This is a genomic window from Paenirhodobacter sp. (assembly GCF_047600745.1).
Taxonomy (GTDB): Bacteria; Pseudomonadota; Alphaproteobacteria; order Rhodobacterales; family Rhodobacteraceae; genus Rhodobacter.
The window spans coordinates 366,376-385,349 of the sequence record NZ_JASGKI010000004.1; the positions used below are offsets into that span (position 1 = coordinate 366,376).

Genomic DNA, 18,974 nt, shown 5'->3' on the forward strand with positions numbered 1-18,974 from the left:
AACTCCGGTTCCCGTTTTCAAATAACCGTGTATTTTTGTCAAGAATCACGGAGCAGCCCGCATGCGCATCAGATCGGGGGACAGATGAACGGAACACGACCAATCGCGGCTTTTCTCGGCTCGGTCTCCCTGCTTGCGGCCACGGTGGCCGTGGCACAGGACGGGGGCGAAATCCGTCTTGACGAGATCGTCATCTATGGCGACCGCACGACGACGAATATCGACGATACCACCGCCAGCGTGGCCATCGTCGGGCAGCAGGCGCTGACCGGGCCGCTGGCGCCGACCTGGACGGATGCCTTCCGCCAGATGGCGAATGTCCGCACCGGCGACTGGACGGAGAGCGGCTTCGTCATCCGCGGCGTCAATTCCGAAGGGCTGACGCCGGGCGGGCTCGGGGCGCCGCTTGCCTCGTTCTACATCGACGGCGTGCAGCAGACGGTCGAGGGCACGAGGCGGGGCCTGCGCGGCACCTTCGATACCGAGCAACTGGAGGTCTATCGCGGCCCGCAATCCACCCTCACCGGGCGCGCGGCGCTGGCGGGGGCGATCTATCTGCGCACGAAGGATCCGGAATTTGCGCGTTCGGGCGCCGCGCAGCTTACCTATGGCTCGGATGCCCGCAAACAGGTGGGGCTGGCCTTTGGCGATGCCATCGGCAGCAACCTCGCCTTCCGGATCAGCGGCGAATATGCGCGCAAGGACAGCGACCTGAACTATCCCTCCTACCGGGGCTACAAACGTTATGACGACCTGGTGACGGATGAATACTGGAACTGGCGCGCGAAATTGCTGTGGCTGCCCACCGGCAGCGAGGCGACGCGGGTTCTGCTCAGCTATTCGCGCTCCTACGACCGTCCGACGGCAAATGACATCGCCGGATCGGCCTGGCCCACGCGCGGAAAGGTGGACTATGGCGACCGGCGCGGCGACCTCTGGGGCGATATCTGGCCGATCGACGGCGGGCTGGTGCCGCCGCCTTATAACGACTACCTGACCAATCTCGCCGCATTTCAGGATGTCCGCAGCACGACGGTGGATAATTTCGGCGCCGAGATCACGCATGAAATCAACTCCCGCCTGACGCTGACGGCGGCGACGGGCTGGTCGCGCGCCGTCACCAACCGGCATTCCGTCAATTCGGGCACGCCGGGCGAGTTGATCTATGTCGACGGCGCCTTCGATCAGAAGCTGCTCTCGCAGGAAGTCCGGCTGAACTATGACGACGGCGCCAACCTGCGGTGGGTGCTGGGCGCCTATGCCGCGCGGGAGGACCAATCCTCCTTCCGCACCCTGACCGACGATTTCACGCCCCTGATTCTGGGTGTGTCGATGTTCGGCGAGGCCAGCCGCAACAGCGCGAAAATCACCAACCATGCGCTGTTCGGCGAGGTCGCCTATGGCTTCGCGCCCGGCTGGACCATGATCGCCGGCGGGCGGCTGGACCATATCAAGCAGGAGCAGAAGGCCGCGCTCACCACCTTCATGGGAACGACCGCAAGCGACAATACCTTCCGCGATACGGTGCTGATCCCCAAGGTCGGGCTGAAATATGACATCAGCGGCACTCAGTCCGTCGCGCTGATCTATCAGGAAGGCTATCGCCCCGGCGGCGCGGGCATCAAGGCTTCGGACGGCTCGAAATTCGAGTATGACCCGGAGCGGGCGCGGAACATCGAACTGTCCTGGCGCGGCCGGTTCATGGCGGACAGGCTGCATCTGGCGGCCAATGTCTTCCATCAGAACTGGGACAGCCAGCAGGTCGAGCTTTGGGAAGACCCTGCGAATTCGAACACCAGCTATATCGCCAACGCGGGCAAATCGAAATCCTGGGGCGCCGAACTGGAGATGGCCTACAGGGTATCGGACCTGCTGTATGTCACCGCTTCGGCGGGCTTGCTGAAGACCGAGTTCAAGGATTTCTCTGTCGGCACGCAGGACTATTCCGGACTGTCCTTCGCCGGGGCGCCGGAGCGCAACGTTTCGCTGGGTCTCGCCTGGGGCGCGGAAACGGGCTGGTTCGCGAGCGGCAACGTGCAGGCACAAAGCAGCATGCTATCGCGGCTGGAAAATAATTCTCCGCTGACTCTGGGTGGTTTCGGCACGGTGGATGTCGCGGTCGGCTATGGCTGGGATCGTGCCCGGGTGACGGTCTATGCCACCAACCTCTTCGACCGGGAGTATTTCACCTATGAAACCGGCCCCGGCGCAATGGCCACCCTCGGAGACCGCCGCGAGGTCGGTGTGAGGCTGGACGCCCGGTTCTAGCCTGAGGACGTCCGGCATGCCGGCTTCCGGATCCAATAGGGTCCGGGGACCGGCGATCTCCGGGCGCCCTGCCCCGCCATGACGGAAGCGGATCGGTGGCGCTCCGCCATGGTTCGGGGAACGGGCTTCACTGCGTCGAGTTGATGATCACCTCTTCCCCGAAGCGGCCGTTGCGCGGGTCGGGCTTGTAGCTGGAATTCGGCGACCGCATCACCCGGATCGGACGGATCCCCGCTTCGGTCGCCGCGCGCATGTCGCTGTCGGCATCGCCATAATAGATCTTCAGGGCGTGATCCTTCAGGAACTGCACCTTGTTTTCGGCCGAAGAGGTAAAAACCACATCGTTCATCTTTTCGAGATCGAAGGTCTTTTGCAATTCGCCGGTCAGCTTCTCCTCGCCGCTGCCCTTGGTACGCCCGGTGATGAAATAGATCTCGTCACCGCGCGCCTCGTGCATGTCCAGAAGTTCGCGCGCGACCTGTTTCGGCATGGAATACTGGTCGCAGTTGTTGGTGTGGATGTCGGTCCAGAACGCGTCCATCTTCAGATAGTCGTCGGACTCCGGCGAATATTTGTTCTTGCCGTAATAGAAGCAGGGACTGGAGAACAGAACGGTGTCGTCCACGTCGAAGCCCACAACCATCGGCGGCTGCCCCTCAAGGCTGGCCGCGATCTGCGGGACCGAGACCCAATGCACCGGCGCGGTCGCCGCCAGTTCCGAGGCGGTCACGCCCGGATTGAGGTTCGATCCGTCCTGTCCCAGAACGGGCCCCGCGGCAAACAGCAGCGCCGTGATGATGGCCAGGCGTTTTGACATTGGAGGTCCCTTCCCTGTTTGTCCGCGACTCGGGTTCGCTTTCGTTTCAGATTGCGCACCGCCGCGGTCTTGTCAATTTCGAGTGGCCCGAATGCCACCAGGATCAGCCAACTGCCGGAATATCCCGCATCTGCCGCGGGCTGCGCCGACAAACAGCGGACGTTTCGGGAGCGGTTTCGATATGGTATCCATGGCCCTTCCCGCTTTTTCTCGCGGATTTGCATGACCTTACACGCGGTTCCATCGGCATCAGTACATCCGTAATTCTAGGGGTGGAGCCATTCGCCGGCAGGGCTTTCCCTCGCAGGCCCCATACTGCTTGATTATGGCAATCTCCTGCCCCGGCATGTTGCTGTCGCCTGCATTCCTGATAAAGATTTTCGGGTCGGCGATCGCGGCGCTGAAGATGAACGCGATCCGCTCAATCCTGCTTGTGGCGGTCGGGTATTCGCGCTCATGGATGGGCGTGCCTGGTTCTATCGTGGGTGGTCCTACCCTGTCGGGTTATTGTCCTTTGTTCCCTCAGAATGGCCTTCGTTGCCGTAACGATGGTTCGCCTTCAACAGAGGTGATCCAATCACACGAATTGCGGTCCGCCGCGCGTCCGGCAATTATCATCAGCTTCTCATTTGATGGGATGCGCATGGGAAACCTCGGAGGAACAAACCCTGTCGTCTCGTCAGCGAGTGGCATGTATGGCGACCCCGGGAGGACTTGAACCCCCAACCCCAGACTTAGAAGGTCCGTGCTCTATCCAGTTGAGCTACGGGGCCGCAAACGGATCGGCAGTCATTCCGTTCGCCAATGACATCTGACTGCCGATGCCCGCGCTTCGGGACTCTTCGTCCGCGCGGGCGTGCCTATCTATGGCGCGAACTTCCCTCTCGGCGCAAGCCCTCAAAGCTCCAGCGTCATGAAGACGCTGTAAGGGTCCAGCCGGTAGGGGCCGAACGGGCCGCATTCCCGGAAGCCATGGGCCAGATAGAGCGCCCGCGCCGGGCCGAAGGAGTCCTGCGTGCCGGTCTCCAGGTTGACGCGGGCAAAACCGTGGTTGCGCGCCTCGGTCACCAGATGACCCAGCAGCATCCGCGCCAGCCCCCGCCCACGCAGCTCCATCAGCACATGCATCGACTTGATTTCCGCCAGCCCGTCGTCCAGCCGCTTGAGCGCCGCCATCCCCACCGGATTGCCATCTTCGCGCATCACATAGAACAGGATACCCGGCGCGGCCAGCGCATCGGCGGGCAGCATGTGGATGGATTCCAGCGGAGTGTCGGCATACATCGCCGCAGTATGGCGCGCATGCAGTAGCGACAACTCCTCCTGCACCGGATGTTCGAGCGTGATCGTGATCATCTTTCCCTCCTAGCGGCGTTTCTTCTTGACCCCGCCGCGCTGTCCGGGCCGACCGGCGGTAGACCGTCCGCGCGCGGCGACAGCCTGCCCGGCGGCCTCTTCCACCACCGATTGCCGCGCCAGCGGATCGTCCGCCACGGCGAGTTCCACCGCCTCCAGCCGCTTGATCTCGTCGCGCAGCCGGGCGGCCTCCTCGAACTCCAGGTTCTCCGCCGCCTTGCGCATCCGGCCCCGCAGATCGTCCAGATGCGCGGACAGATTCGCCCCGACCTTCGGCGCCTCGATCTGCGCGGTGACGCGGGCCAGATCGGTATCGCCCTGCCACAGCCCGGCCAGAACGTCCTCGACATTCTTCTTCACGGTCTGCGGCGTGATCCCGTGTTCTAGGTTGTAGGCCATCTGCTTCGCGCGGCGCCGGTCGGTTTCGGAAATCGCCCGCTCCATCGAGCCGGTGATCCGGTCGGCATACATGATCACCCGCCCCTCGGCATTGCGCGCCGCGCGCCCGATCGTCTGGATCAGCGAGGTTTCCGAGCGCAGGAACCCCTCTTTATCCGCGTCCAGAATCGCCGCCAGCCCGCATTCCGGAATATCAAGACCTTCCCGCAACAGGTTGATTCCAATCAAAACATCGAAAGCGCCAAGCCGCAGGTCGCGCAAAATCTCGATCCGCTCGATCGTGTCGATGTCCGAATGCATGTAGCGCACGCGGATGCCCTGTTCGTGCAGGTATTCTGTCAGATCCTCGGCCATGCGCTTGGTGAGCGTGGTGACCAGAACCCGCAGCCCCCGCGCTGCGACCTTGCGGATTTCATCCAGCACATCGTCCACCTGCGTCTCCACCGGGCGGATTTCCACCTCCGGATCCAGAAGGCCGGTGGGGCGGATGACCTGTTCGGCAAAGACGCCGCCCGCCTGCTCCATCTCCCATTTCGCCGGGGTGGCTGAAACGAAGACCGACTGCGGCCGCATCGCGTCCCATTCCTCGAACTTCAGCGGGCGGTTGTCGGTGCAACTAGGCAAGCGGAATCCGTGTTCCGCCAGCGTGAACTTGCGCCGGAAGTCGCCCCGATACATCCCGCCGATCTGCGGCACGGTAACGTGGGATTCATCCGCGAAAACAATGGCATTGTCCGGGATGAACTCAAACAGCGTCGGCGGCGGCTCGCCCGGGGCACGCCCGGTCAGATAGCGGGAATAGTTCTCGATCCCGCTGCACATCCCTGTCGCTTCAAGCATTTCCAGGTCGAAGTTCGTGCGCTGTTCAAGCCTCTGCGCCTCCAGCAGCTTGCCCTCGTCGTTGAACTTCTTCAACTGCTGCGCCAACTCGACCCGGATCTGCTTGATCGCCTGTTGCAGCGTCGGGCGCGGCGTGACGTAGTGGCTGTTCGCATAGATCCGGATCTGCTTGAACGTATCGGTCTTCTGCCCGGTCAGCGGATCGAATTCGTCAATCTTCTCAAGCTCCTCTCCAAAGAAGCTGAACCGCCATGCGCGGTCTTCGAGGTGCGCGGGCCACAGGTCCACCGTATCGCCCTTGACCCGGAAGCTGCCGCGCTGGAACGCCGCATCCAGTCGTTTGTATTGCTGCGCGACGAGTTCGGCCAGAAACCGGCGCTGGTCATACAACTGCCCGACCGTCATGTCCTGCGTCATCGCCGAATAGGTCTCGACCGAGCCGATACCGTAGATGCAACTGACCGAGGCCACGATGATCACATCGTCACGTTCCAAAAGCGCGCGGGTGGCAGAGTGGCGCATCCGGTCGATCTGCTCGTTGATCATCGACTCCTTCTCGATATAGGTGTCGGTGCGCGGAACATAGGCTTCGGGCTGATAATAGTCGTAATAGCTGACGAAATACTCGACCGAGTTCTCGGGGAAGAAGCTCTTGAATTCGCCATACAATTGCGCGGCGAGCGTCTTGTTCGGCGCCAGAATGATCGCCGGGCGCTGTGTCTGTTCGATGACCTTCGCCATGGTGAAGGTCTTGCCCGTGCCCGTCGCGCCAAGCAGCACCTGATCATGCTCCCCCGCCAGCACTCCACCCGCCAGTTCCGCGATCGCGGTGGGCTGGTCGCCCGCCGGTGAAAACCCGGTATGCATGACGAACCTCCGCCCGCCTTCCAGCTTCGGCCGGGTCAGCACATCAAAGCGGTCCGTCGGCAGGTTGGTGTTGTTGTGCGGCATTTCGGCCCTCCGGGGTTCGCCACAGATTTGTCCTCTTTCCGTTCCCTTTCAAGGGGGGCGTGGTGCTTGCCTTTTTCCACGGATCGGCTATCAGCAGGAAAAGGCGATTTTTCGAGAGGGACTCCCATGCGCGCCCGCATCTATCAGCCAGCCCGCAACGCCATGCAATCCGGTCAGGCGAAGACGCATTTCTGGTATCTCGACTATCAGCCCGCCGATGCGCGCGAGATCGACCCTCTGATGGGCTGGACCAGCTCGGACGACACCCAGACTCAGGTCCGCCTGAGGTTCGACAGCCGCGAGGCCGCCGAAGCCTATGCCAAGGAACACGGCATCGACTATGCTGTGACCGAGCCGCACAAACGCGCTGCCAACATCCGCCCCGGTGGCTATGGCGAGAATTTCGCCTCGGGCCGCCGCGCGAACTGGACGCACTGACCGCCATGGAAGTTACCCATCTGATCACCCATTCGGGTGGGTTCCATGCTGATGAGTTGCTGTCCTCCGTCATCCTGATGCGGCTTTTCCCGCAGGCCGAGATTGTACGCAGCCGCGCGGCGGAGTGGATCACCCCCGGGCCGGGGCGTATCATCTATGACGTCGGTCGCGCCTTCGACCCCGAAGCGCGGGTGTTCGACCACCACCAACGCCCCGCGCCGCTGCGCCCGGATGGCCAGCCGTTCAGTTCGTTTGGCCTGATCTGGCGACAATTCGGGCGGGATTACCTGCGGGCGCTGGCCATCCCCGAAGCGGACATCGACCCGATCCATGCCGGTTTCGATGCCGGATTCGTCCTCCCCATTGACCTGATGGACAATGGCGCGGTTGACCCTTCTGTGGCCGGGCCGCTGGCGGGGCTGACGCTGCCGGTGTTGCTCGAAAGTCTCAAGCCGGTCTGGGATGACCTCACCCCCGACGCCGAGGACCGCGCCTTTGCCGCCGCCCTCCCCGTTGCCCGGAGTTTTGTCGAAGCGGCCATAGCCCGCGCCGCCGGTCAGCGGCGAGCCGAAACCATCGTCGAAGCGGCCATAGCCCGCGCCGGCACCGATCGGATTCTGGAGCTTCCCGGCCCGATGCCTTATGGTTCCGCCATCGGGCGCGCGGGGGCGGAGCATCTTCTGTTCGTCATCCATCCGCGGAACGGGGACTGGGCGCTGAACGGGATTCGCAAAGAGAAAGGTAGCTTCGCCCAACGCGCTGACCTCCCCGAAGCTTGGGCGGGGTTGACGGACGAGGCGCTCGAAGCCGCTTCCGGTGTCAGCGGAGCAAAGTTCTGTCACAACGCCCGCTTCATTGCCGTTGCCGACAGCCGGGAGGCCATTCTGCGCATGGCGCAGATCGCCGTTTCGCAGGCAACCAACTGACAACATTTCATTATTTTATGGGCTTGGGATGGCATCCCTGCCCTATCTATCTGATCCTCTGGACGCGCTGAGAGCATCCGTTCCGGCAAGACAGGCGGCTGTACGACCCTCAATCACCGTGATTTTATTCTATAGATGTTTGCATCTGGCGCGATTCTGGCTATATTAAGCAGGCATCGCTTCTTCGTTACTGATCCTTAACCGGCCAGCGTTCGATTTTGTCTGTGCCGGGCTGTCGCAATTTCGCGGGCAGCATGATCAGAAAGGACATCACGATGGCCAATGGCACCGTGAAATGGTTTAATGCAACCAAAGGCTACGGCTTCATCGCTCCGGAAAAGGGCGGCAAGGACGTGTTCGTGCATATCTCTGCCGTGGAACGCGCGGGTCTTCGCGGCCTCGCCGACGGGCAAGCGGTGAGCTACGAGCTCCAAACCGGCCGTGATGGCAAAGAATCGGCGACGGATCTCCAACTCGCCTGATCCCGCTATCCGGATGATAGCATTGAGCCAGCCCGTCGGGGCTGGCTTTTTCGTTTTGGCAGGCATCTTTTGTGCGACAGGTGGATATTTTGCAAGCGCAACGGCGCAGCCCTGTGCTGGGAGTCATGATTTCTGAGTGTCTTTCCCCTGCGGACTCTGCTCAGTTTAAGCGGCGACTCTGAGTGGCTTCTCAAGCGTGCGCATTGCGAGCGCATGTGGAGGGCGGCTGTTGTAGGAGCTGATCCCGTCGCCGATGGTGCGGGTTGCGTGCTGGATACCGTCGTGCGGCAGGCGATGCCCGCATTGCTCTTTCAGTGTCCGGACCACGCCGTTTTGCTGCGGGGTGATGAACGCCTGCTTCAGGCTGTAGCTGCGGACCGTGGCCGTGAATTTGCGACTGTAAAACCAGGCCGTTGTCCAACCTCAGGAGGAACTCCGCTGACACCCGGTCCAAGGTGCCGAACCTGGTGATCGACGCATGTTCCAGCAGGTTGTGGCTTTGCCGGAGCGCGACAGATTCTAGCCCGGCAGTTCGTGGGTGCGGCAATCCATGACCAAGGCCAGCGTGGCCCCGCCATACCGTTCTGTCGGTCAACCAGCGTTTTGGCCCCAGACGGGATCGCCGCGATGCGGGACGCATCCCCCGGTCGTTTCCTGCCAGCCCTTGAGCTGAAAGACCTCCTGAACCATGTTCTTATTGCACCCCGGAGGCCAGACCGCGATTCGGTAGCCGAAAGACGGCTCGTGCTCGATTATGGCCTTGATCTCCGAAAAGGAAAGATCGAAGGACCGGCTGGCTTCGACCACCATCGTCTTGCCTTGGATGATCTCGATCGCCAGCGCCGTTTCGCGCTTGGCCGCCCACCGTTTGGCGCTGCCATCCATGCTCGTACTCATTGCTAACATCGGTTTTTTATCTGTGACTTGTCCAGCGCCTCACCCAGGATCTCCGCTTCGAGGGTCTTGCACCAGAGCTGGCGTTCCAGCTCGCGAATGCGGCTTTCCATCTCCCGCACGACGCGGTTGCTGGTGACATCGCCGTCTTCGGTCACGGCGATGCTTCCCCTTTCGAACATCAGACGCCGCCAACGATATAGCAGGTTCGGCGCCACGCCATTGCGCCGCGATCGAGATGATCTCTACGTTAGCCATAAGCATGTGCTCAGGCATAAGCCTAAGCCTCCATCTTTTGGCCTGAGATCCCGGTCTAAACGGGGGCTAGTTCAGGGTCTTCTCTAAACTAAAACCCCTGTGTCCATCGACCTCCTTACCTTAAAGCCCATCCACGACGCCCGGACCATGCAATCCATGCGCGGTCCTTCTATGTTACGCCTACTTATACTCCTGTGGTGGCTGAGTCCGCTCAACAAGAGATCCCGCCAACCTTTGCCATGACAGACGAAATTCACGATCAGAGAGTCATGGTCAATCCGGACAGATTATTAACAACTACCAAAACTTGAAATCGGTATACCGTTCATAAAATCTGAATTTTTCCACTGATCAAAACATAATTATAGAAACAGATCACAGTATCACCTTTTTTAAATTCATCGCCCCAATCCCATAGGTTTCTGATATTTGGGCTACTTCAATATCGAAACTTTCAGATATTCCATCCAATGCCATCATAACCGGATCATATACCCATCTTGGGGACGTCACTACCATCTGACGAATTTCCTCCGTTCCCTTAAGAATACGAATACGATAACTTTCATTGGCTTCACCCAAGGGCACATCAAGACCCTCCCAACTGTCTCCGTCGATACGCGTGCGGCGCACCCATTTGAAAGATACCCCCTCCGATGACACTGCACTCCTCAGATGGCAGGGGCTCAGGGGGCGCAAACCGGATCCCTTGAAACTTTCGACAACATGAACATAAGAGGCATCATCATAAGGGTTGCGTGCGGATCCCACTCGAAAATGCCGTGCCAATCCACGGGTGGATGCCGGCATCTGGACCTGCTCAACTGCGCCGTCCATCAAGACGATCCGACTTCCCTCAGGCCATACATCCGGCATTTTCGCATCTGTCCCCAATTGTCCACGCAGTCGAAGACTGATATCCCAAATATTCTTGGAAACAGGAACTGCATCCATAAATTGAAGCAATTCCCAGTTTTCGCTTGCCCCGTCGCCAATCGCCAAAAGGTTTGCTCCGTTTAAAAGACGCATATCCGAAACAGATTCGAGCGTCCCATATTCCATCTGAACCCGAAGAGGTGCGCCACGATCCCACAATCCCGGTTGCGCAGCGAGCAGTGGTGACAATGTAACGCCGATGCTCGCCCTGGTGCTTAGGGTGTGGTTCAGTGCATAGCCATCGTCTTCAACTGAAGAATATACGGCAACTGCACCAGGCCAAGGATTGACCGAAACCGCCAGATGGGGAGAAATCGGATCCTCATTGCCTGTCATCAGTGGCAGATCCATGAAAACGGGCGTAACGGGGACCGGGGCAGAATATGGTTTCGGTGTCGGAATATCTTCTGCCTCGTCCGATGGTTCATAGACCGAAGGCTCGACGCGAACCGCTTCGACGGAAAGCGCGTCGGAGCGTTCGGTGCGATCTACGCGATACCGCCGAACGCCTTCTTCCATCGGCAGCGCCAACACATCACCCGCTCCAAACATGCCCAGAGACGGCGGAAGAGCGAATTTTGCCCCATCCCGTGCAACGCGTGCTTCGCTCAGCCAGCGTTCCGCCGTACCTTGTGCCTGCGAGCGTGTGAGCGTCAGCGGAAGTTCAGAACCAGCTGCCGCGTTTCCTTCTTCATCCGGAAAGATCGCCTCTACCGCGCGGGTTTCGAAATCGCCATCGGCCTCGATATAGGCAATCCGCATACGGCCAGCCGTATCAACATCCGGAGAGCGCATATATTCCAGAACCGCATGTTCATCACTCACAACCAACCGATCAATCGGGATATGCGCGTCGACACGACCATCGCGCATGCGAAAAACGATCTTGCCATTCCGCTCAAGCGCCTCAAAACCATAGGCAAGGATCAGTGTCTGAAGTGCAGAACGCGCAGTCTGTCCCCCAGTCATCGTAAACCCACGGACCAGGCCATAAAGCGCGCTGGTATCTATCTCCGTCACATCGGATCGCGCACATATTTCCCCGACCACACTCGCCAGAGGCTGTGAGGAAACCCGTCCAGATATCCAGTGTCCCCGTGCGTAATTTTCACCATCCGCCCAGATATTTCCCAACTGTGGGAATTGCGGATAGGGTCGCGCATCCCATGCCCAGACATGCATTCGACGAGTGTCCAGCATTCGACCATTGTAAAGCGTGGCTACTGGATTATTCTCCTCCCGTTCCCAGTAATCCGTCATTGCGCGGAGGTATTGCATCTGAATCAATTCATCGCGACGCCCATCCGAAAAATGTGGCAAGCTCGATTCGGAACTTTTCGGATCCAGAAATTTGTTCGGCTGGTTCGTTCCTTTATTGACCGCGGCGCATCCAAGTTCCGTGAACCAGATCGGCTTCGATCCGGGAATCCAGTCCGTCGGCGCATCTTTCCTCACACCGTTCATACGATCATGATGAAGGTGCGACCACCAGTTCCGGATATCCTTATAACGCCACACCCAAGGCTCGTCATATCCATCTGTGATCGGAGTGCGAACCTGCGCATCACGATGTTCATCCAGTGCATAATACCAATCATAGCCCTCGCCACCCTCGATGTTGGATTTCAGATAATCGAGGTTGTAGATAGCCCCCCAATGAGCATCCAGATGTTCTTCACCATCGCGCCAGTCAGATAGCGGCATATAGTTGTCGATCCCGATGAAGTCGATATTCTTATCAGCCCAAAGCGGATCCAGATGGAAGAACACATCGCCATTCCCGGGATGATAGCCGAAATACTCTGACCAGTCCGCCGCATAACCGATCTTGCAGTCCGGCCCGAGAATGGAACGCACCTCTGCCGCCAGTTTCCGCAGCGCATCGACTGAAGGGAATCTGTTATTCGCCCCGCGGATTTGCGTCAGGGCGACCATTTCCGTTCCGATACAGAAAGCATCCACCCCGCCCGCCAATGCACACAGATGCGCATAGTGCAGGATGAAGCGGCGCATCGACCATTCCTCGGGCCCGGAATAGGACACCGTGTCTTTAGCGCTGGAAAATTGCGACGGCTGCGCCATACCGAAAAACGCTGCAACCTCATGCGCAGCGGCTGCGGTCCCATCCGGACTGCCCTCGCGACCCGGCGCCATCGAAAGCGTGATCCGCCCGCGCCAAGGCAGCGGCGGTTGCCCCTCCGCCCCCGTCCAGGGATCCGGCAGTGTATTCCCTTGCATCTGCTCCATCAGGATGAAAGGATAGAATACCACGTCCTTGCCCGCCGCCCGCAACGCCCGAATCGACTCGATCACCGATGCGTCCGACGGCGTGCCGCCATACACCGAGCCCTTCTCTCCCAGCTTGGGGATTTCCAAGGCATCCGCCCGGCCAAGGCCGGAGACACGCCACGGCATATTGGTGCCATCGACGGTCTTGTCCGCCACCTTTGGCCGGATTTCGCACTGGCCACAGCGCAGATCGTTGCCAAACCACGACACCACCAGCGAGACCGAACCGCACTCCGGCAGCTCTTCCTCAAGCATGGTGAGCGAGGCGCGAAAATCCGTCACACCTCCCGGCGCATTCTGGTTCACCGCAACCGACTTCGCGAGCTTGCTGTCCCGCTGCCGCTCGTAAACCGGTGTCGTCGCCAGTGAATATTCGCCGGTCCCCGGAATCAGTGCAACCGCTTTCACCCCCCGGACCAGATCCGGAACCGTGTCGGCGCCCGCGCCCTGCGCGGCCCGAACCACCTCGAAATTGAACTGCGGCACGCGATTGCCAAAGGCGCCGAGTTCGAGATCCTCGATCACCACATAGGCGATGCCACGATAGGACGGCGCCATCCCCAGCCCCTCGACCGCCTCGATCTTCGGATCGGGCTGCTGCGCCTCGGATCCGGTGTAGACGCGCATGTTCAGCGCGGAGCGGTCGATTTCCGTCCCATCGGCCCAGACCCGCCCCACCCGCAGAATCTCGCCCTCGCACAGGGCGATCGCGAGGCTCACCGAATAGCTGTAGCTGGTCGTCGTGACCCGTTGAGAAGTGCCCTTGCCGCTCTTCTGCACCGATTTGGTCTCGAAGAACCGCGTCGCCCAGATGATCTGTCCGGAAACGCGCATCCGCCCCCACAGGATCCCGACCCCATCCCCCTCACTGGCGCTGGTCAGGCGGAACCGCTCGACCCGGCCGGTCTCGACGCTTTGCGAGCCGGATCCAAGCAGGCGCTGGTCGATCGCGCGGCCCAGCACCGCCCCCACGGCTCGCCCCATGACCGCACCGGACAGGCCGAGGATCGTGCCCCCGAACCCCGCCCCAATCGCACCACCCGCAGCGGAAAGCAGAATCGTTGCCATCAGACGGCTCCTTCAGGAAAGGCGAAACGCGCGACGATCCGGCGTTGCCAAGGCTGGGACAGGGGGCTTTCGATCACCCCATGTCCAGTGTAGGCGTGAATGAAACTCGGGCCAGAGCCGCCCATGGCGGAAATGCCCAGATGCTTGGCCACGGCGCCTTGCCGCAGCCGGAACAGCAGCACCTCGCCCGGGCCATCGGGCGGCGAACCGACCACCTCCGACAACGGGAGCAGATGCCGCCGTGCCGCCGCCCAAAGCCGCTCCTCCCGGGAGGGCTCCGCCCAATCGGGGGTATAGGGCGGCACGCTTTCCGGCTCATGGCGATAGAGCGCGCGCCAGATCCCCCGCAACAGGCCCAGGCAATCGGTGCCTGCGCCCTGAACCGACGCCTGATGCACATAGGGCGTCCCGATCCAGCCGCGCGCAATCCCAACGGCCCGCAGCCCCGTAGAAGTCTCGCTCATTTGAACAGGCTTCCTCCGTCATTCGTGCCGCTCGAAACCGGATAGGACGTCAGCCAGTCCTCACCCGGAATATGCGGGAATCCCCGGAAATTCAGGAAGTTGTCGAACTTCATCCGGCAGGTCTCGGCACGGCGGTCACAGCCCGCTTCCAGCCGCACCATGTCGCCCGCCGACACCTCCGCCCCCAACCGCTGCCACAACTCGATCGTCCGCGATCCGTCCGCAGCGGTCCGGTCGTTCTTGATGATGCCGATCAGTCCCGCCGCCTTGCCGCTCAGCACCTGGAACCGCCCCTTCTCGAACCAGCGCTCTGCGAAATCCGCAAACGCATCGAACCGGAACACCCGTGCATCCTGCACCGTCTCCACCGCGATCTCGGCGAAATAGCCTTCGGTCAACGTGGCGAATTTGCAGCGTCGATCGCCCAGAATGGCCGAACAGCGCGGATGGTAGATCTGGCCCTTTTCCTGCCCCAGCGGTTCGGTCAGCCCGCGCAACTCGACCGTGAACGCCCCGGCGCCCCGGCTGATTTCGCCGAAGGTACCGCGAAAGATCAGCGCGCGCTGCGATACATCGGCCCAGTTCACCAGCCAGCTGCGCACCTCGGCCCCGTCATAGCGGCCCGCAAGGATGTCCTCCTCCCGGATCGCATCGGAACTCAGCGCGCCATAGGCTTCGCTGTTATCGACGGACAGCCCCGTCCCTTGGGCAAGCGCCCGTGCCGTCATCCCGCTGTCGGGTTCAAAAGTGATCCCCTCAAACACCAGTGTGCCGTCATGATCGGTAAAGCCCAACTGCCTGCCATCCTTGCGGGCCACCGCCCAGGCGCGTGCGACGGTGGTGCAGCCGGTGGCCATATGGGCCTGAAAATCCTCGGGATAGCTCATCAGATCCGAACCTCCACCACTGGCACCTGCGGCAGATCGCCCGCCCCGAACGACTGCACCGAGACTTGAATGCCGTCGGTGTCGAACCGCACCGGCACATCGAATTCAAAACCGGCCGTGACACGCGCACCGGCGGGCGGCGGGTCGTAGAACGTGATCACACCCGTCGTCAGATCGACATCGTAATGTACCGTCTCCGCGCGCTGAGACCCCATGAGCCCGGCCTGAACCGTGCCATCAACCGGCTTGCGGATCGGTCGCACATAGTCCACCCCGCCGGAGCGGTAGGTCTTCGCCAGTTGAAATACGGTCGTCACCCCGTCGCCGATGCCCAGCAACTGATCCTCGAAATCCACCTCGCGCGAGGCCGGACAGCTTTTGTAATCCGACCAGTCTTTCCAGCGGAACCCGTGTAGCTGCCCACTGCGCGCTTCGAAAAACGCGATCAGCCGCTCCACATCGTCGAGCGACCGCAGCCCCACCCCCGCATCATAGCGGCGGCGCGAATGAGCCCAGGGGCTGTTGCGTTCCTCGAACCCGTTTTGCAGCGTCACGATCTCGGTGCGCCGTTCCGGACCGCCGACCGAGCCAAAGCTCAGGTTCGCCGGGAATCGGACCTCATGAAATGCCATGCTTCCCTCCTGCAATTCGGTTCAGGCGTTGCGCTGCCCGCGCGACAGGGCGCGGTTGATCTGCGCGGCGATCTGGCTCTGGCTGCGCATGAAGCTCGTCGCATCCTGTGCTGTCACGTTCATTGTCACGTTCACGGCACGGCCCCCGCCCGAGCTCTGCACCCCGAGCCGCCCGTCTGCGCCGCGTGTCAGCGGCATGATCGCCTCGGCCCCTGCCTCACCCATCAACCCCGTCGCCCCCCGCATCGGGAAGCTGACGGGACTGCTGACGACACCGCCCTTGGCAAAGGGCATCACCCGCCCCTGGCTGAAGGCGCCGCCATTGGCGAAGGGCAGCACCCCGCTGAGCAGCGAATTCAACCCGTTCGCCACCGTCGACCCCACCGCCTGTTCGACGGGCTTGGTCGCGATGTTGTAGGCCGTCATCGAGATGTTCTCGGCCAGCTTGGTCAGCGCGTGCGACAGGCTTTCGCCGTTGAAGACCACGGCCTGGAAGGCGTTGCCCAGATTGCGCCCGATGCTGTTGGCCAGCACGCCCACTTCGCGGGTGGTGTAAAGCATCCCCTCCCGCAGTTGCAGCAGTTCGTCGTTGAACGTGCCCGTGACCGAAACCGCCGCATCGAGGCTGCGCTCAAGGTCGGCCGTGCGCTGGCTCAGGTCGTCCAGCTTGTCGCTATCGCTCATTCTCATCCTCCGGGGATTTCGCCCCGCCCCCGGATGGGGGCAGATCGGGCCATTTCCGCGCAAGCTCGCTCAACCGGGAGCGCGTCAGCGGCGGCTTCGCAGCCTCCCGCCCCAGCATCAGCGACAGTTCCGCCGGGGTCAGCGCCCAGAACTCGGTCGGCCGCAGCCCAAGACCGCGCAGCCCGGCCCGCATCAGTCCGGGCCAGTCGAGCCGCTCGCTCATTCCTGCCCCGGCACCTGAAAGGCCCGCACCAGCAGTTCCGCAGCGATCCGCGCCGCGCCAAGCGCCCCGACCCCCAGATCCGCTTGTCGCAGATCCGCCGCCGTGCCCTGCCAGCCCGCCGCGCGCAGCCCGGCCAGCAGCACCGCCAGAACGTCGCGCATGGCAAAGTCGTTGGCCTCGAACCGCCGCACCAGCGCCAGAACCGAACCGCCGACCTCCGCCTCAAGCTCCGCCAGCGCGCCCAACGTCAGCTTCGCCGGATGCGCCACACCGTCGAGCCTGACCTCGACCTCTCCCGCCCAGGGGTTCGCCATGATCAGACCGCCGTGAAGGTCATCTTGCCGGCCGAAGCCAGCGTCATTTCATAGGTCGCCTCGCCGTTGTAGCTCCCCGAATATTCGATCGCGGTGATCTGGAACACGCCCTGCACGATGCCGAAATCGGGGATGATGACCTGAAACTCCGGCATCTCCCCGTCAAAGAAGATCTGCCGCGCGCGTTCGTCCGTCGCATCGTCCTTGAACACCCCGGAGCCCGAGATCGACGCCGACCGGACCCCCGCGCCCGCCAGCAGTTCGCGCCAGCCGCCGGGGCTTTCGAGCGAGGTGACATCCACCGTCTCGGCGTTGAAGCTGATGCGCGAGGCGCGCAGCCCCGCGATGGTCTCGAACTGTCCCGCCCCGGTAAGATCGAGCTTGATCAGAAGGTCTTTGCCGTTCTGCGCTGCCATGTGACTACTCCGAAATGAAAATCCCGTTGGGGCGCGTCAGTCCTCGACGCGCGCCCGGAAGGTGATGTCGATCCGCCGCTGGTTGACCTTTTCCACCCGGCGCGCCTGCGCCTTGAGAAACCAGATCCCGACCAGCCTGCCCCGGCTCAGCCCCAGATCCGCCCCGCACAGCACATCCGACACGGCGGCGGCCACTTCCTTGGCCTGCGAAAACCCGGCCTCGGATGTGACGACGGACACGACGAAATCGTGCCGCGCCCCGCCCGCCGTCTTGTCCGAGGCGTCCTGAACATCCTCCGGCCCGAGCGAGACATAGGTGCCGGCAAGCGTGCCGGGCGGAACCGCGTCATAGACCGCCGCGCCCACCAGCCTCGAAATCACCGGATCTGCGGCCAGCGCCTGATAGACCGCCGTTTGCAGGGCCGCCGTAACGCCATAACTCATGCCGCAATCTCCTCGCGCGCGAAGCAGACCAGATAGTGCTGCCCCAGATCATGTTCGGCGACGGCCAGGATGCGGAAGATCCGCGCGCCATCGCGGAACCTCTGCTCGGGGCGGGGACGTTGTGCCGATCCCTGCGGCGATGCCCGCACGACGATCCGGAACGGCACCGAGGCCAGCCGCACGAATTCGCCCGCGCGCTCGACCCCCGTGCCCGGCGTGACCTCGGCCCAAAGGGTGCCCAACGCCTGCCAGGTCAGCCGCGCCCCGCCTGCGCCGTCCTGGGTCCGGACCGCCTCTTCCAGAACCAGCGGGCGGTTCAACCTCGGAAGGCTCATCCCCGCCCCCCCAGCACCCGCACCGTCCGCCACCGCTCGATCAGCGCCATCACCCCAAAGGGCATGGCGCTGATTTCGGCGGCCCCATCGTGGCGCAGTTCAAAATATTGCGTGGCCAGCAGGAACACCGCCTGCTGAAGATCGACGGGCAGGTTGGACCATTCCGGCCCGAACCCCGCGGTCAGGTCGATTTCCGCCGTCGCCCCCTCCGGCAGCACCGGCAGCATGCCGCCCCGCCCCTCCAGTCGCGGCCGCGCCAGATCCCGCACCAGCCGGTAGCGCTCGGGCTCGACCGTGGTCACCGTGCCATCGGCGCCAACGATCCGCACCTCGGTCACCGCGCTCACCGGCGCCACCGCCAGCGGCTGCACCGATCCGCGCCAATAGGCGAGCGACAGGGTGAAATCGCGCGACAGCAGCACTTTCGCCGTCCGCCCCTCGATCGCCGCCAACGCGGCCCGCAGATAGGCGATCAGCGCGGCATCTTCCCCCCCGGCGCCGGAAAACCCGGTCCCCAATCGCATGTGACTGGCAAATTCATCCAGCGGCAGCGCCGAATTTGGCACCACCGAAATCTCTCTCAGCATCATCGACACTCTCCGAAATTCGCAGCAAAACCGGACGCGGGCCCTCCCGCCGCCGCTCGGACGGAG

19 protein-coding genes, 1 tRNA gene and 1 pseudogene are annotated in these 18,974 nt (G+C 62.2%); 4 read left to right on the forward strand and 17 right to left on the reverse strand.

Annotated elements, in window-relative coordinates:
- Positions 1-84 precede the first annotated feature (84 nt).
- Entirely contained in the window at positions 85-2,268 is a 2,184-nt protein-coding gene (locus tag QM789_RS10420) for a TonB-dependent receptor (RefSeq protein ID WP_420351848.1), read from the forward strand.
- A 127-nt stretch (positions 2,269-2,395) separates the two neighbouring features.
- Here the strand turns inward: QM789_RS10420 and aphA are convergent, their stop codons facing one another.
- From aphA to uvrB, 4 genes are all read right to left on the reverse strand, one after another.
- Complete coding sequence (gene aphA, locus QM789_RS10425) at positions 2,396-3,085, reverse strand: acid phosphatase AphA (protein ID WP_420351849.1); 690 nt, start codon at positions 3,083-3,085, stop codon at positions 2,396-2,398.
- A gap of 696 nt (positions 3,086-3,781) precedes the next feature.
- Positions 3,782-3,858: transfer RNA gene (locus QM789_RS10430), tRNA-Arg, on the reverse strand.
- A 124-nt stretch (positions 3,859-3,982) separates the two neighbouring features.
- Positions 3,983-4,441, reverse strand: a complete 459-nt coding sequence (locus QM789_RS10435; protein WP_420351850.1) for a GNAT family N-acetyltransferase — start codon at positions 4,439-4,441, stop codon at positions 3,983-3,985.
- 9 nt (positions 4,442-4,450) lie between these two features.
- On the reverse strand, positions 4,451-6,631 hold the full coding sequence (uvrB, locus tag QM789_RS10440; RefSeq protein ID WP_420351851.1) for an excinuclease ABC subunit UvrB: 2,181 nt from the start codon (positions 6,629-6,631) through the stop codon (positions 4,451-4,453).
- A 126-nt stretch (positions 6,632-6,757) separates the two neighbouring features.
- Here uvrB and QM789_RS10445 point away from each other — a divergent pair, with 126 nt between their 5' ends.
- The 3 genes from QM789_RS10445 to QM789_RS10455 all read left to right on the forward strand — a co-directional run bounded on the left by QM789_RS10445 (position 6,758) and on the right by QM789_RS10455 (position 8,477).
- Positions 6,758-7,069, forward strand: coding sequence for an ETC complex I subunit (locus tag QM789_RS10445; protein WP_420351852.1), 312 nt, complete (start codon positions 6,758-6,760; stop codon positions 7,067-7,069).
- A 5-nt stretch (positions 7,070-7,074) separates the two neighbouring features.
- Complete coding sequence (locus QM789_RS10450) at positions 7,075-7,995, forward strand: MYG1 family protein (protein WP_420351853.1); 921 nt, start codon at positions 7,075-7,077, stop codon at positions 7,993-7,995.
- Between the two features lie 275 nt (positions 7,996-8,270).
- A complete protein-coding gene (locus tag QM789_RS10455; RefSeq protein WP_420351854.1) occupies positions 8,271-8,477 on the forward strand; it encodes a cold-shock protein in 207 nt (68 codons plus the stop codon).
- Positions 8,478-9,068: 591 nt separating this feature from the next.
- On the opposite strand, the gene QM789_RS10460 is transcribed toward QM789_RS10455, so the two are convergent.
- The 13 genes and pseudogenes from QM789_RS10460 to QM789_RS10520 form a co-directional block, all read right to left on the reverse strand.
- Positions 9,069-9,362, reverse strand: coding sequence for a hypothetical protein (locus QM789_RS10460; RefSeq protein ID WP_420353285.1), 294 nt, complete (start codon positions 9,360-9,362; stop codon positions 9,069-9,071).
- Between the two features lie 11 nt (positions 9,363-9,373).
- A pseudogene (locus tag QM789_RS10465) lies at positions 9,374-9,604 on the reverse strand (transposase); the annotation flags it as partial.
- A gap of 400 nt (positions 9,605-10,004) precedes the next feature.
- A complete protein-coding gene (locus QM789_RS10470) occupies positions 10,005-13,922 on the reverse strand; it encodes a baseplate multidomain protein megatron (RefSeq protein ID WP_420351855.1) in 3,918 nt (1,305 codons plus the stop codon).
- Positions 13,922-14,386, reverse strand: coding sequence for a peptidase (locus QM789_RS10475; RefSeq protein ID WP_420351856.1), 465 nt, complete (start codon positions 14,384-14,386; stop codon positions 13,922-13,924). Before QM789_RS10475 ends, QM789_RS10470 begins: the two co-directional genes overlap by 1 nt.
- The gene (locus QM789_RS10480) at positions 14,383-15,273 is read right to left on the reverse strand and encodes a DUF2163 domain-containing protein (protein ID WP_420351857.1); all 891 of its coding nucleotides are present in this window, start codon (positions 15,271-15,273) and stop codon (positions 14,383-14,385) included. The genes QM789_RS10475 and QM789_RS10480 overlap by 4 nt, the downstream gene beginning before the upstream one ends.
- On the reverse strand, positions 15,273-15,905 hold the full coding sequence (locus tag QM789_RS10485; RefSeq protein ID WP_420351858.1) for a phage distal tail protein, Rcc01695 family: 633 nt from the start codon (positions 15,903-15,905) through the stop codon (positions 15,273-15,275). Before QM789_RS10485 ends, QM789_RS10480 begins: the two co-directional genes overlap by 1 nt.
- Before the next feature lie 21 nt (positions 15,906-15,926).
- Positions 15,927-16,589 (reverse strand): phage tail tape measure protein, encoded by a 663-nt coding sequence (locus tag QM789_RS10490; protein WP_420351859.1) that lies wholly within the window; start codon positions 16,587-16,589, stop codon positions 15,927-15,929.
- Entirely contained in the window at positions 16,579-16,812 is a 234-nt protein-coding gene (locus QM789_RS10495; protein WP_420351860.1) for a rcc01693 family protein, read from the reverse strand. Before QM789_RS10495 ends, QM789_RS10490 begins: the two co-directional genes overlap by 11 nt.
- Entirely contained in the window at positions 16,809-17,126 is a 318-nt protein-coding gene (locus tag QM789_RS10500; protein ID WP_420351861.1) for a gene transfer agent family protein, read from the reverse strand. Before QM789_RS10500 ends, QM789_RS10495 begins: the two co-directional genes overlap by 4 nt.
- A gap of 2 nt (positions 17,127-17,128) precedes the next feature.
- Positions 17,129-17,542 (reverse strand): phage major tail protein, TP901-1 family, encoded by a 414-nt coding sequence (locus QM789_RS10505; protein ID WP_420351862.1) that lies wholly within the window; start codon positions 17,540-17,542, stop codon positions 17,129-17,131.
- Positions 17,543-17,578: 36 nt separating this feature from the next.
- Positions 17,579-17,986 (reverse strand): DUF3168 domain-containing protein, encoded by a 408-nt coding sequence (locus QM789_RS10510; protein ID WP_420351863.1) that lies wholly within the window; start codon positions 17,984-17,986, stop codon positions 17,579-17,581.
- A complete protein-coding gene (locus QM789_RS10515) occupies positions 17,983-18,321 on the reverse strand; it encodes a head-tail adaptor protein (protein WP_420351864.1) in 339 nt (112 codons plus the stop codon). The genes QM789_RS10510 and QM789_RS10515 overlap by 4 nt, the downstream gene beginning before the upstream one ends.
- The gene (locus tag QM789_RS10520) at positions 18,318-18,911 is read right to left on the reverse strand and encodes a head-tail connector protein (protein ID WP_420351865.1); all 594 of its coding nucleotides are present in this window, start codon (positions 18,909-18,911) and stop codon (positions 18,318-18,320) included. Before QM789_RS10520 ends, QM789_RS10515 begins: the two co-directional genes overlap by 4 nt.
- Positions 18,912-18,974: the final 63 nt, after the last annotated feature.